4 protein-coding genes are annotated in these 16,294 nt (G+C 24.3%); 2 read left to right on the forward strand and 2 right to left on the reverse strand.

Features of this window, described 5'->3' with window-relative positions:
- Positions 1 to 2,493: 2,493 nt before the first annotated feature.
- Complete coding sequence (locus GFV14_RS01630; RefSeq protein ID WP_457914598.1) at positions 2,494 to 3,312, forward strand: purine-nucleoside phosphorylase; 819 nt, start codon at positions 2,494 to 2,496, stop codon at positions 3,310 to 3,312.
- A gap of 5,504 nt (positions 3,313 to 8,816) precedes the next feature.
- Here GFV14_RS01630 and rph read toward each other — a convergent pair.
- The gene (gene rph, locus GFV14_RS01635; RefSeq protein WP_457914599.1) at positions 8,817 to 9,530 is read right to left on the reverse strand and encodes a ribonuclease PH; all 714 of its coding nucleotides are present in this window, start codon (positions 9,528 to 9,530) and stop codon (positions 8,817 to 8,819) included.
- Positions 9,531 to 11,390: 1,860 nt separating this feature from the next.
- Positions 11,391 to 12,335, reverse strand: a complete 945-nt coding sequence (locus GFV14_RS01640) for a Kdo(2)-lipid IV(A) acyltransferase (protein ID WP_457914600.1) — start codon at positions 12,333 to 12,335, stop codon at positions 11,391 to 11,393.
- A 2,034-nt stretch (positions 12,336 to 14,369) separates the two neighbouring features.
- On the opposite strand from GFV14_RS01640, the gene GFV14_RS01645 reads away from it, so the two are divergent.
- Positions 14,370 to 15,500 carry a 4-phosphoerythronate dehydrogenase gene (locus GFV14_RS01645; RefSeq protein ID WP_457914601.1) on the forward strand — a complete coding sequence of 377 codons (1,131 nt, stop codon included), beginning with the start codon at positions 14,370 to 14,372 and terminating at the stop codon, positions 15,498 to 15,500.
- Positions 15,501 to 16,294 lie beyond the last annotated feature (794 nt).

Genomic DNA, 16,294 nt, shown 5'->3' on the forward strand with positions numbered 1-16,294 from the left:
TTAAAGTGTAAAATTTATTATTATGTAATAATCTACAGACGAATAATATCAACGTTGATTGTATTATTCTTCCGTTTATTTAGTAAATTATAAAGTAGATGAATACTGAATAAATGATATTACAATTTTCTGTTAAGGTTGTTCTGAAAGACAGATACACTTTGTATAAACAATATTTACGTTTACTAAAATGAAGTTGTTTAACTAAAATTTGATATTGATTTTTAAGACTATAAAATTTTTTTTAAATATAACAGTATGTTTTTATTCACTATTTTTGATAAAACTGTAGAAGTGGATTACTTTAAGTTTAATATTATTACATCAGATGAATTAGAGAACAAGATGGTTCAATTAAAAATGATTTATTAATATCAATTATCATATATATATTTGTTTTTAAGGGAAATTTCCTTGTGCATGCTGGAGATTAAGAGTTAAAATAGTCGATAGAACTAAGATTTATCAATAAAATAGCTTATGTTTAGTAAAGCTAAGTTATTGAAACTGTTTATATGAAAATAAAATAATTTCAATAATTTATTGATGATTCATATGAAATGTATTGTATTAAAAGAGAGTTTTAATTTTATTTTTATACTCATTATCACTAGATAAATTTTGTTTTACTCAATAGATTCATTAAAGTGCATTTAAAACAATCAGTAAAATATTACTAATATATTTCGTTATTAAAATATAGTTGACAACCATTCAAATAATTTGATTAAAATTAACGATCAGACTAGCATCTTGCTTAATTTTTAGTGTTCCTAAAAATCTTTGAGTAAATTAGAAAATACCTTAAAAAAATGTAATGTAATAATTTAACTATATAAAACAGGTTTTTATTTTTAAAATTTATAGTAAACATTATCTAGAATAGATTTACTATTATTAAGTTTTAACCACTAGCAATAAAAGTTATTAACTAAAATTATAATCTAAAGAGAAGAAATGATATAGTTACATTGCTTTGTTAGCTTGTGAAAAATGTCATCGGAGTATTAATGTTATTATTAAGTTTTATAATACTTCTCAGTAAAAAATAGTGTACTCTAAACGAAGTTTAATAGTCATATCAGCTTTATTCAGTACTGAAATTGCTCATAAAAAATTCTTACTGATAATTTTTAGTAAGAATATTGTATATAATGTTTTTGAAATTTTTAAAATAATTAGCAATAGAGCATATCAAATTTAAAAAGTATTCAGAATATTAGGTTAGAAAAGCCTTTATTAGAATTAGTTATAATTCTAATCTTACTTTCATAATTATTGATGCTAAAGTTATAAGAGTATATATGTATTATTGCAAAAAAATATAATAGAGGTCGAAGATTGTAAAATGAATTACGCATTATGGTAGATATGTGATATTTACCGGATAAATCTACAGTAAAAGATCATATAACAAATAGAAAAATGATCTTGATGAATTTGAGTCTATTTAAACATTATTCGTATGTATGAATAATGCGTTCTTAAATACTTTGTTTGCTAGTGAGACAATTTAGGATACTGTGTATAACTATAATCCTATCGAAATCGTTTCAATAGAACACGCTATGTACTTTATATTTTAATATAATCTTTAAGCATTATGTCATCTATCATATATTAAGCTACATGAAACATGGTTAAATTTTAAAGCATTTGAAGAGATAGTTAAATATTTTCTTTGAAGTTTTAAATTTAATTTATTTTATCTTAGTATTTTTGTATACAAATAATAAGTAGGTTCTTAAGTGATATTTAGCTAATACCTAAAAATACTATGAAATTTTTAATATAATAATATTACATTTTATTAATAATTAATTTAAAGTATTGATGAATCTTTAAACTATCTTAATTAAAGGTAATGACATGTAACTCTAAATAATAATTAATAATTATTCTATTTTGAAGTGGGTGTCAGTAATAAATTATTTTATAATACTAGTTTGATAATTATTGATTTACTGTTAAAGATCTTTGATAATTTTTGTTTTTTGATCTTGAATCGCAATTATATTTTAAAAGACAATTTTTAGTTGAACAATATATTCATGGAATAAAAAGTTACTGATTTGATTTTAATAATGGTGATTTCTTTCATTGAAGTAGAATAAGATAAGATGTCCACACTAGTCAATGGAAGAATTGAGACATGCGCTAAATGAGTTTTACTGAATGCATGTCACTATTCTGTATAGATAAAGATTTTATGCTCGCTAATAGCGAGACTAGTTATGTAGCTAAGAGAGATATTTGTCGTATAATTAGGTTATAGAGTGTTGTGAGTTGTTTGATGCTCGAAATTTATTTAATCATATATGTTAAAGTATCACTTTTGTTTTACAAAGTTCTCTAAGATAGAGATGAATAAATTTACTAGTAAAATTTTGTACATTATTAACGATTACATCAAAAAATTTTAAAATGAGATTAAGATCGTTGATTAGTTTTTAAATAACTTTATTATTGTCTTATTATTTTTAGGAGATTATCATGCATAGCATTAATGATATTTTAGAAAGCCTGCGTTTTATTAAATCATATACAGATATTAAACCTACAATTGGTATTATTTTAGGTTCTGGTTTAGGCTCATTTGCAGAGACACTAAAAAATATAGTGACTGTCCCTTATAGTAAGATTCCTCATTTTGTAAAATCACAAGCTATTGGTCATGCAAATGAATTAGTTATTGGTACTATTGCAGGCAAAAATATCATTGTAATGAAAGGTAGATTGCACTATTATGAGGGATTTTCACTTGATCAGGTTACTTTTCCTATTCGCTTAATGAACACACTTGGTGTAGAAAAATTAATTATTACTAATGCATGTGGTGCTGTTAACACTAGTTTTAATCAAGGAGATTTAATGATTATTACTGACCACATTAATTTAACAGGAAATAATCCATTAATTGGGCCTAATAACCCAGAATGGGGAGTACGTTTCTTAGATGTTAGTGAGGTTTATAATAAAAAACTTTGTCAAGTTATCCAAAATGTTGCGAAAGAACAAAATGTTGTTCTGCGTCAAGGTGTGTATGCATGGTGCTCTGGACCCACGTATGAAACACCAGCTGAAATTCGAATGATTAGAACACTTGGTGCAGATGCAGTTGGTATGTCTACTGTCCCTGAAGCTCTAATCGCGCATCATTCAGGAATTAAAACGGTTGGGATTTCTTGCTTAACTAATATGGCATGTGGCATCTTAGAACAGCCACTAAGCCATGATGAAGTAATGAAAACTGCCGAAAAAGTAAAGGTGACATTTATGAAGTTATTACAAGGTATCATCGCTCGTTTTTAATTCTTTAAAAGAATATACGTCATGTTATAACTGCTAATACAGCTTGGAATCTACATTAAAAGAGATTTTTCATTACATGAGTTTCTTGCAGGTATAGCATTAAATTTTTATGAATAATTTAAATTTTTAATGTAGTTTTTTTGAACATATAATTATATTCACTTAAACAGTATTAAAAGTAGATTTTTAGTGATTTATTTGGAGTACAAGTCTTGAGTAAAAAGAAACTATTTAATCAACTTTCTAATAAATAATTAGTATTTATACTATTATATTTCGTAATATCTACTTTTTTTATTTTAGTGTTATGTCTGTTAATAGTTTACATGCATCGGTGCTATGTTCTTCTAAGAAGCACACATCAGTTTTGCATAGTCATGCTAATAGTTTCTTTGACTTATTGATGAGAGACGTATGGATAGATAAAAGATTGTTACATAATATTACTTTAAGTTTATTAAAATAATGTATAGTATAAATTTATACAAAATGCTTTCTTATGCGATATCTGTTTATAGTTGTTTTTTATTAGCATCGTAATAAATTTTAGATATTGAAATTATTTATAGTATAAAAGATATAATTTTAAGTATGAGTGAATATCATTTAAATAAGATCTGTTATAAATACTAAAATCTAATAAAAGCTTTATCTTGTTCTTGCGAAATTTTTTACAGAAAGTTGCTATTTAAACTGCATGTTTACGTGATAACAATGCTTAGTACTCGATGTTGTCAGAATTGAAATATTTTATACTTAAAGAGTTATTTATCTATTTTGATTTTTGTGAATAAAAAGTTATGATAATTATATGATTGTTTACTGAGTTTATATCATCTGTTATATTATCTATTTTATGTTCTCATGTTGTACTGTGATAAAATAGATTGTTATATTTTGATAATTCTTATTAATGTTATGATACTTATGAAAATTTTTTAGTAAATTAATATAGTTAGTTACTATTTTTTAAGTTAATATTAGTTCAATTTCATTATTATTTTTTATTTATGCATATATGTAAAATAGTTTATTTTATTATGATGATAATAGAGTAATTACATTCTTTAAAGTTTACGTATATATGGGTAAATAAAAATTTATTTCAACAATTGAGCTTAATAGTTTAGAACTAAACATAACAGAATTATACAAGAAATAGAATTATAGGAATGTTTGTATGATTTTACACTTTTTTTTAGTTACGTGCAAATTAATTACTAGTATGTTTTAGTAGCTTATTTTAGGCAAAACCATACCTACTTCTTTATATTTAGAATATTAATGGTAAGTTTTATCTATTTTATTATTCTTTTCACCAAGGCTAAATGTTTACTTTATTTGAGCTGTTTTATTTTTTTAAAAAATCTTAGAAAATAAAAGTAATCTTACTAAAAATAATGTAGAATTTTTCTATGTTATTGTAAGATAAGACGTACTAGACTTATACACTAAATTGTGTATTGAAATATACCCTGTTACTATTTTTTTAGATTTAGTAATCTTTTTTGGATAGCTAAATTTATATTAGTTGACTTGATTTTCAATTATTGTAATAGTAGTATATATTTTATTGTATTACGTATATATATACGAGCGCATATATATACTTGATACCATTTAAAATATTTCACTGGTATCACTTTAACTTTATAGAGCATGTTATGTATGAAATGAAGTTGTAGATAAACTGAAAGTGATTAAAATGTTTTATTTGTTCGTTATATAAATTATAAATTATTAAAATTATATAGATACTTTGTCATATTAATTACTATTGCAGTGAGTTAATATTTTATTACTTCTAATATAGAAGTATGTTATTAGATTTTTAATCAGTGTATATTACACAACTTAATTTTAGTACATCTAAATATTTTATGAAAAGTGAACGATTTTTAAAAAGATATATTTAATCATTTTAATGAATGAAACATATTGTTTAAGTGTTTAATTCAATATCAACAAGACTACAACTTTTATTTAAACCCTGAAATTTAAGATCAAATATATATTTTTAATATATCTCACATTGATTTTGACGATTATAGACTGTGTCATATAATTAATAATCTCTAAAAAAGTAAAATTATTTTTTAATAATTAGTATAATATATTATAAGTATATAAAATATCTATTTTCTCACTGTGTATATGTAAAATATTATAAAAAATCTTGACTATATTCAAAATGTTAAGTGTTATCCATACAGTGTAATATATCCTAAAATATCCTAAAATTTTTACCGTGATCGTCAAAAAGAATCAAATAAAATTTGCTCCATTGGTAAGTGAGTATCTTAAAATTTCACAATATTACACTTAGATATAAACATATTCAGTAATTAGTTTGTTTGTATCTGTAAAAGTAAAAGTTTTTTGTGAGAAAATAACACGCGATTGATTCTCTCATATATTACATACAAGGATAAAATGAAAATATATGTTTTAAATTTACTGAATAAATAATATACAATAAGTTATTTTTAACTACTTATCAATTTTATTAATTAATTTATAGATATTTAATTATACTATCTTAATATCTGTCATACAAAGAGAGAGAGTCTTATTAAGAGTATCTGTACTACAAATTTATTAAAGTCTGATAGGCACAATTGAAGAAACAAATCTAGATAGTAAAAATAATAGGTATATCTAGATATTGCATAGTTTTGAGAAAAATCTAGAATATATGCTCTAGAAATTTACAATGATTACCGCAATAAAAATCTTAGATTTTCTTAATTAGAGGAATGAATGGTTATTTAAAACCGTGCAGTTAGTTTATTAAAAAGTGTTTTTTGTAAAGTCATTAAATCTTTTGTTAATTCATAATTTTAAATTAATGAATTACATCAGTGATACTTAAATAAGTATTAGACAATATATTACTAAATAGTAATATTAATTGTTATATTATAATTTTAAAATTTAATATCGTCTTAATTACTCTAAATAGAATCTTGTTAATCTCTCATTTTATTATGATATAATGTGAAAATGATATAATATAACCTTACTGTAATTTTAGCTTTCAAAGATTCTGTATTTTAATGCGGTTGAGTTAGTAATGACTGGATGATTCAGTAATTAGATTGTATCGAAAATCTGATTACTGAAAATACAAAAATACAATCAGTATATTTATTTTAAGTATATTTAAGATAATTAAAGAAATACAATCAATGTATTGTAAGATTTTTTGTATAATCAAAAAAATGCGATAAAGTACCCAGTGTAATATGAATATAAAAGAGAATGTAGATAGTTTTTAATTGTTGTGTAAGTCATTTACTACTCAATAGAGTAGTCAGCTTAAAGAGTGAGTTTAAGATAGAAAATGAATAATGTAAAAATAAATTTTTTTTATAACACTACAGATAGTGATTTTATGGTAATTTAATATTTTGAAATTGTTTTAAGTAATATAAGTTACTTACTTATAAAATTATTTTTAATATGAGATAGTTTGTTTCATTTATTTTATATTATTTGAAATATACGCTTATTGTTAATGTTTGATTGAATCTTAATATACCTTTAAATAAAAAAATTATATCTATAATCTAGGTTAATAAGTGAAGAGTATCATTCAGGTTAAATTATTAAGAATTGAAAATATCAATATTTTCAAAAATTTGATATGCATGAGTTTTAACTTTATTAGTGTATATTTAAAAAAATGCAATATAATCTTCTTTTTTTTAATTTTTTAGTAAGAGTGGCTAAAATAATTATTTTAAGTTGTAAGAATAGTAATACTTAAAAATAAATTCCAGTATTCTGGAGAAAAATTACAAAAATATGATTGATAAGTTGTATATCAGTAGTCGTCGGAACGTCAATACTACTTTGATATTATTATTTTATAACACTTAAAAGAAAAAGTATAGTCTTTGGAAGCACTGTGATTCAAATAAAAAAGTGTCTAGCATGATATAAAAGTCATAGCTATAGATATTTAAAAAGTTTATCCTATGCTTTCACAGTAATGATCATAATCTGATGGGTAGAATAAGTATTGTTAATAGTTTTCATCTGGATAAAATAATTTATATACGTAAGAATATGCTACCTGATAGCGATAATATGAATAAATGCTGTCAAGTTATATCTTAGATACCAATCTTAATTTTAAGATAGAAAATATAATAAACTATATATTACAAAATAATATTTAAATATTAAACCGTTACACTTATATGTTTTTATTTGACATATTGCTAATGCTAGAAAAATTGTTAGAAACATTTAAATAATACTCATTTAGTATATAAATTTAATATTTATTTTTTCTAATATTTAAAAACTATATAATATCCCAGAAATTTTTCTTTAAAATATGAAAGTAGAGAAAAATTCAAAACTATCATCCAGCTCATTCTTGAGCTAAGATTTTTATACTATTTATTGTTGTAGCTTTTTTTTAATGTAATACATTATATATCTATTTTTAATATTATTTAAAATAAAAGTTTAAAATTCACGCTTATAGATAAGTGTAGCCATAAAAGATTTTACTATAATTATTTTTAGAATTGTGCATACACATAATAATATGTATCAACGTTTTTCATATTATGCTTTTTAGTTTATCTTAGTATATCTCCTGTATTTAATTTAAGTTGTTCTAAGTATAAATATTCTGCAGTTTTATGGATTCATTTTTATTAATTATAATATTATTTTACATATTTTCATATGGAAAATTAAATAAGTAATGAAATTACTTGCTGTGATGATATTGAATAAATTTTATAGTTATTATTAGATATAATTTTTCTGATAGAAAACGTACTTTTTATTTCTTGATAATTTAAATATAACAAGAGTATGTTTAATATATTATTTTGTTTCTAATATTGTTTATTTATTATATGTAGTGTAGGGCGCAATAATAATGTAGTAAATAATAATTTGTTATTATTAACGAAACTTTAACTAACACTACACCGTCATTAGAATCTTTTTTTATAATTGAAATTAGTTGGGTGCATGGATACCATTACGCTAAAAATTTTTATTTTATTACATCAATTATAATTGATATATCTTTATGAAGAACCCTCAAAGAGATTGAAATTTCAGGCGTACGATTACATATTATCGACTAATAAACATTAAACTGTTTTCTAGATGCAGCAACTATACATTTAAGATAGTCAGGAAATTGTTTACTTGATTTTAGCATAGATTCACAAAATATTAATATTGTTTATGGCGCAATATTATTTATGGGAAAATTTATAAATTCGTACTAATTAACTTATATTAATTCATATATTTATGTTATAAAATTTAGAGATTGAAATTAATATGATAATCAAGTACTTACTCATTTTAAATAAAAGAAAAATTTATAATATAAATTATAGAGTTACATTGGCGCATCATAAAATTTATTACTTAAATATTACTTGAAGTATGATGATTTTATTACTCGTGACTAGGTTACTAACTGTAAAATATAAAACTATTTTAACTTTTTATTAAAAATTATTTTACTTTAAAGCTTCTGTTTGAGATTCAAATATAGATATTAGTCCCGTTTTAGCAAGCGATAAAAGATCTATCAGCTCTTCATGACTAAATGGTTCACCTTCTGCCGTGCCCTGCACTTCAATAATTCGACCATCGCTCATCATTACCACGTTTATATCTGTTTCGGCGGATGAGTCTTCAAAATAATCAAGGTCGCATAATGCTTCACCATGAACAAGGCCAACAGAAATTGCCGCCACCATTGATTTTAATGGGCTTCGTATTAATTTACCATTTGAAACCATATTATTAAGAGCATCCACTAATGCAATGCAAGCTCCTGAAATTGCAGCAGTTCGAGTACCTCCATCGGCTTGTATCACATCACAGTCTAAAATAATAGTATACTGACCTAATTTTTTAAGATTAATGGCTGCTCGTAATGAACGAGAAATTAAGCGTTGAATTTCTATTGTACGACCTGTTTGTTTACCTTTTACTGCTTCACGATGGTTACGTAAACTTGTTGCACGAGGAAGCATACTATATTCAGCTGTTATCCAACCTTGACTTTGGTTGGCTATAAAATGTGGTACACCTGTTTCTACAGTTGCATTACATAACACTTTAGTATCTCCAAATTCAATTAGAACAGAGCCTTCGGCGTATTTAGTATATGAACGTGTTATTTTAATTGGGCGAATTTGATTTGCTATTCTGTTTTTGAGACGCATAGTATTATCTCCATTTTACTCAATTTATCTTAATATATTATTTAAATATATAACACCTATTATGAAATTATTTATATTGGTATAATTTTGTAATAGCTATTATATAAGTTTTAATTATGATCAATAGTATCATTATTTTTATTTTTAGCTGGTATAAAAGATAATTAGAGAATCATATATTACTAGTGGAATTTGAGTGATGAATCTTGTTTAAAAATTTATTACTATTTAAAAGTACTTTTTAGTGATTCGGATTAGATCAGTTAGTGTATTAGTTCGATTCTAAAATACTTTAAAGTTGAATATAATCTATATATTGATTTGTATGATATACATAATATTGATTTTATGCTGAATGAAATTTAGTTTGTCAGAACATTAGTATTATTCATTAAGCAAAAATTATAGTCTATGAAAGAAAAATCAACCAGTAAAAAATTCTATATTTATTTGTTGTTGGGTCAGTTCATGAATAAAATGTAGATCTGGTTACTAAAAAATGTTATCTAGTTTTTATAAAGCTTTCTACCGTTTGATTTAACAACTTGAAATTTAAGACTCTGTACTAGATTAATTTAAATTATATGAAAAGCAAATACGTAGTATTATCAATAAGATAAAGATTAATTTTGTTATATTAACTTTTTGATATAATCATTTAATTTTGAATTGCATATATTATTTTAAATTTTATGAATAATGATATGATGAATTTTGAAGTAAAACTTAAATTAATTAATGAATATATAAGATATATAGATTCAAAATATTGAATAATCACTAGTATAACATTAGCAATTATTCACAAGTTATTTTATATATGTAAGATCGTCTGGATTTTATTACTGCAAGAAAACGTAGTTAATTATAATAACTAATAATTAAGATATATACCATATGATATTTATATATTTCAAAAATGTAAAATTGTAATCGATTGTAAGATGTCATTAATTACAATTACAGTAATATTGCAAAAATGATACATTCTATAAAGTTTAATATAAACTTAAAACGAATCTGTAAAGATTTTTTGATATTGAATATTTTAAAATTGATCTATCTATAGCAGTATTAATATTAACTTTAAGAGTTTCATTTAGTATATTTTTCAAAAATGAAGTAAAATAAATGACAAACTTATAATCTGTAAGCGATATTAATAAATACCTCTAATCGTTTTTTATATATTTGAGATTACCTAGCAACTGTAATGTACATACGATACCCTAAATTTTGGAATAACATTAAAGTATGTAGTTTAAGGAATTTTGTTATCTCAAAAAAATGTGTCTGGTATGTTATGCTATCTTATTCGAAAATATTTTATCTGCATAGCTATTATGCGCTAAGAGGATCTTAGCGTATAATAGCAATTATTAAAAAGATAAAACTTATGAAGGTATTTGTTTTTCTATAACATCGTCATCAGTTCTTATCATGATATTAATACAACCAACTTCATATTTCGTTATTTTTATGATGCTGAAAACTTTTAATTGTATGAGAACTGTTTACAAGATTTATTTGTTTTTTTTGAATGTTTTAAGAATCCATAAGAATAAAATTATATTGGCGTTCTTATAAGTGTTTCTAATGTATATCTTATTAATTATCTTTGACAATATTTTCTTTAGAAGTTTTATGTTTTTTAAACAGATTTTCTTTTTAAAACTTAAAATAGTTATATAGACTAACGTACTAAGAAAATTCTGTGGATTATTTTTACTGAAAATAGTTGTTGAATATATATACCGTAGTAATACATGTTTCATATATTTTTACTTGTTATTGTCGTGTTTTTCGGTTGTTAAACAAAAATGAAATTTATCAAAATATTTTTAATTGACTGTATATAATCTAATGATGAATTTTATCTAAGTCCCCATATAATGAGGATTCACCTTGAGGGCGAGTTTTAAACCGTCGATGTAGCCACATATATTGCTCAGGAGCTAACAAGATAGCCTGTTCAATAATTTGATTCATTTTTGTTGCTACTGCGATTTCGTCATTGATCGGGAAATTATGAATTGCAGGTTGAATGATTAATTCATATCCCTTCGCATTAGGTAACCGACGAGGTATAAATGGAACAATTATAGGTGTTGCAAGGCGTAATAACATTGCTGATCCATCCGTAGTTGCTGCGTTTTTTACGGCAAAAAACGGCACGAAAGAGCTATTCAGAGGACCATAATCATGATCAGGTGCATACCATAGAACTTCTCCTTTTTTTAAAACACGAATCATACTTTTTATATTTTTACGATCCAGCATATATTTGTTAGATCGTAAACGTCCGCGATTTTGTAGCCAGTTCATTAATTGATTATCATTCGGTCGATAAACACCAATTCCTGGGTTCAGCATACCAAATGCACGTCCTCCAAGCTCTAGTGTTAGAAAGTGAATACCTAATACAATAACACCAACACCAGTTTCTTGAGCTGCAATCATATGCTTATATCCTTTAATTTTAAACCACCAACGTATACGCCATTCAGGCCAAAACCAGGCCATTCCTGTTTCAAAAATGCCCATGCCTACTGACTCGAAATTCTTATTAATATAGTGCTGACGATCTTGAAGGCTCATATTTGGAAAGCATAATTCTAAATTGCGATCTACGATTTTTGCCCGTTTTTTTAAAAAACGTTTAGAAAGCAGTCCTAAATTGGTTCCGATCCAATAAATTAGTGGATATGGAAGAAGAACTAGGGAATATAATAGGCCAATACCAAGCCAAATTAGCCAGTAACGAGGGTGTAATAAACTTTTATTAAACTTTAACGCTTGTATCATTAATTTTTAAAAATTCAGTTAGTTATGCTAGAATCGTTAAGTATTTAAATTATATAACGATGGTTTAAATGTCCTGATAGGACAATGAGTTTATTATTGTAACCGGTCTTTTCTGGTTTTGAAAACAAAATGTTGAGCTAATCATTAAACGTATTCGTATTTTTATATTTAAAATATTTTTCTATATATGCCATACATATGAATGATAATATTAAATATTAATCATTTTATCTCTTCTGGTATTTAAAGTATTATTAATAATAAATAGCATAATAGCATTGTTCATGAATAATAATGAATGATATGCATTGTATTTATCAATTTAATTGTATTTTTACAGCTACATTTCTATTATTCAGATACAACATCTCTCAACTGTTCATATAGAAATACAAGTAACATTTATAATCGTATAATTCATTATGTTTTATAGAATATCTTTATAGATGTCTTTTTGACTATAGGGATTTTTATGGTTGTGCTATGCGGAATAAGATGTTTTCATACTTAGTATCGAGTTTCTATCTAAATAAACTTATTTAAGAGTGATAGAACATAACTCTAGTTATGTAATTGTTTTTATAAAAAATTCAACAGAACTTAATACAACTTATTAAAAGCTTCTGAATACAATAAGCCATAATGAGATAACAAAAAAATAATTAACATGCTTATTATATATTTTATCTATGTATTTAATGCTCATATCATGTTTTATTATTTTCATATAAAGAAGAACATATTCTAAGTAGAGAACTTTTTATTTCGTAAATTTCTTTTCTTACAATTATTCTATATAGTAATGGTATAATTATATGTTTCAAGAAAAATAAAATGTCTTTTATATCAAAATTATTATTTAATAAATATGAGATCAGCATGCAAGAATGATTATATGTAATCATAATATAAATAAGTAGTTGTTGTCTTTAAATAAAAATTTATTGGATATTCTTAGTGATTAAAATTATAGAGTTACAGCGATTTTGGAAAAAATTCTGTTTGTTTCTGACTAGATAAATATAACTCCAATGAATTTTCAATATATCTAAATTTACTAATAAACTAAATATTTATTATTATTTAAGTATGGATTCAGTATTATTTATATACCAGAAAGAGAGTAAATTATATTTTTTGCACTAATAAAAAAATAAAAACTATTTAAATATTTTTCATATTTCTTTTATGTTTAACGATGTATTTAAAATATCTACTCTATAGTGAACAATCCTATTGTTAAGATCAGATTAACAACATTAAAAATTATTGCATTTTTGTTATCACGATGATTACTGTTAAAGTTAGCAATATAATACATATTATCTAAATATTTCACTTGCATTACTGTTTTTGATAATAGATTCTTCATATATGTAAGTATTTTTTGCATAATTCATTAAAGTTATTAAATATAGTTTATCTATTCATGAGTTTCATTATTGTTACTGATTAAGATATCGTCATAAACCTTAATTGTCTTCTTGTGCGTGTCGTTTAATATAAATAACCTTTCTATCTATATTGTAATATTTTAATGAGATATATAGATAGCTTGAATGCTGAGTGTATGAATTATCATAAAAATTGTATTGGTATTCTAGTTACTATTCATGAAAATGTTGCTAAAAATTTTCAAAATTTAAAATAATTATATATGAAATTTTCTCTTGGAAAGTTACTGTGAAATATTTTTAATAAAACATCTATGAAAATATGCAGTGAATAAAACATATGATATACATTTATTGTTTAATGTATATGCACTTTAGTTTCTGATTAATAAAGTTTTCATTTTTAAAAATTTTTAATTAATATAAAGAATATAATATTTTATTATTTTGAGAAAATATATAAGATGTTTCTTGGAAAAAGATTTTGCATTAGTTTTTTGAGATGTATTTTAGTAAAATATTCAATAATTTTAAATAGGCAATGTTGTAAGAACATAACACAAGAAATATGATATTAAAGTCAAGAATGGATTAATCTCTAAAATAAAGTTAATATAAAAAACAACATCGGACAATTTAAGTGAAAATTCTGATTGATGAAAATATGCCATATGCTCAGACATTATTTAGTAGGTTAGGTCACGTTACAAGAGTACAAGGGCGTGCAGTTTCTGAAATAGATCTTTTTGATGCAGATGCATTAATAGTGCGATCAACTACAAAAGTAAATAGCACGTTGTTAACTAAAACGCCAGTAAAATTTGTAGGTACAGCAACAGCAGGCTTTGATCATATAGACACAATATGGTTGGCTGAAGAAAATATCGGTTTTTCTTTTGCGCCTGGTTGTAATGCAATCGCAGTAGTTGAATATGTATTGTCAGCATTGCTAATGTTAGCTGAGCGAGATAGTTTTGATTTGCGTGATAAAACTGTTGGCATTATCGGTGTTGGTAACGTTGGAAGTTGTTTAGCAGATCGCTTATCTTCTTGGGGTGTAAAAACGTTATTATGTGATCCTATACGTGCTAAAAAAGGAGATCAAGAAAATTTTTTATTATTAGACAACTTATTACCTGAAGCAGATGTTTTGACCTTCCATACTCCACTGAGTATGGAAGGTTTTGCTAAAACGTTTCACTTAATGAATATAAATCGTCTGGAAAATTTACGTGATAGAACTATTTTAATTAACACTAGTCGTGGTGAAGTGGTTGATAATAAAGCTTTGCTTTCCGTATTGAAACAAGGAAAAAAACTAAGTGTTGTTTTAGATGTGTGGGAACTGGAGCCTAATTTAAGCATTGAGCTTTTGCAGTATGTAGATATAGCTACACCACATATTGCGGGTTACACACTCGAAGGCAGAGCTCGTGGTACGATACAAGTGTATACAGATTATTGCAATTTTTTAAGGAAAGAAGACAGTATTACATTGTCTGCTTTTCTACCATCCTCTAGAATAAGTACAATTACTGTTCAGGGAAAATTATCGCAAAGTCAACTTAATAAGTTAATTCATCTTGTTTATGATGTGCGTTATGATGATGCAGCGTTACGTAAAGTTGCTGCGATTCCTGGTGAATTTGATAAATTGCGAAAATGTTATCAAGAACGCCGTGAGTGGTCATTTTTTAATATACATTGTGACAATGAATATATGGCAACTCAATTAAGCTTATTAGGTTTTCATGCTTACTTTATTAAATAAAGTTAATTATTCTGTTATTTATTATACTTTAAGTATTTGATTGTTATAGATGGGTGAGAGAACGATTATGACGTAAATCGTTATTCGTTTCTAGGGACAACGCAATGCTATATAGACACTCAAAACGTTTTGCTATTATTGTTATTTAAGACAACTAGTTTGTCTAATTTAATGAGTGAATAATTTAATTTAATTTTTAAATCGTTTAAAATAATAAAAACAATCGAAAATTGAAGTTGAGTATGATTTCTAAGGGAACTGATTAAATTAGCAAAAGCATTATAGTATTTTCATATGAAAGTAAATAGCTTATTGGTAAATCTGCTTATTATTTAGAAAATACAATACTTAAACATGTATGCATTTTATAATTATCATTGTTAGTTTGAAAGTTTAGTATTTTGAAAGTAAAATAAATATAGCTAAATTTTGTAACATGAAAATTAACACTCTATAATATAAAAAATGAGCAATGCAAGTACGCTAGATTACATAGACAAATATATTTTTTTTGGAGCTGTATCTATCTTAAGCAAAAATGCTGGAGTGGACTGTTGTAATAGTTGCAATCTTGTTGTGTTAACTGATAGCATTGTAAGTCAGCTGAATAATTTTATAAAATATATGATAAAAGTCATAAATTTAGTTGAGTTTAAATTAATACAGTATACTATGTATCTCTACATATCATAAAGTAGTTTTGGACGTTTCAATTCGATAGAATTCTTACCTACTTTATAGTATCATTAACATATTAAAATAAAATTTTTATTAAAAATTTTATTTTAATATGT

Source organism: Candidatus Hartigia pinicola (assembly GCA_020541205.1).
In the GTDB taxonomy this organism is placed as follows: Bacteria; Pseudomonadota; Gammaproteobacteria; order Enterobacterales; family Enterobacteriaceae; genus Hartigia; species Hartigia pinicola.

Coding starts and splice junctions, on each gene's coding strand:
- GFV14_RS01630 (WP_457914598.1), top strand. CDS start 2,494: ATGCATAGCATTAATGATATTTTAGAAAGCCTGCGTTTTATTAAATCA.
- rph (WP_457914599.1), bottom strand. CDS start 9,530: ATGCGTCTCAAAAACAGAATAGCAAATCAAATTCGCCCAATTAAAATA.
- GFV14_RS01640 (WP_457914600.1), bottom strand. CDS start 12,335: ATGATACAAGCGTTAAAGTTTAATAAAAGTTTATTACACCCTCGTTAC.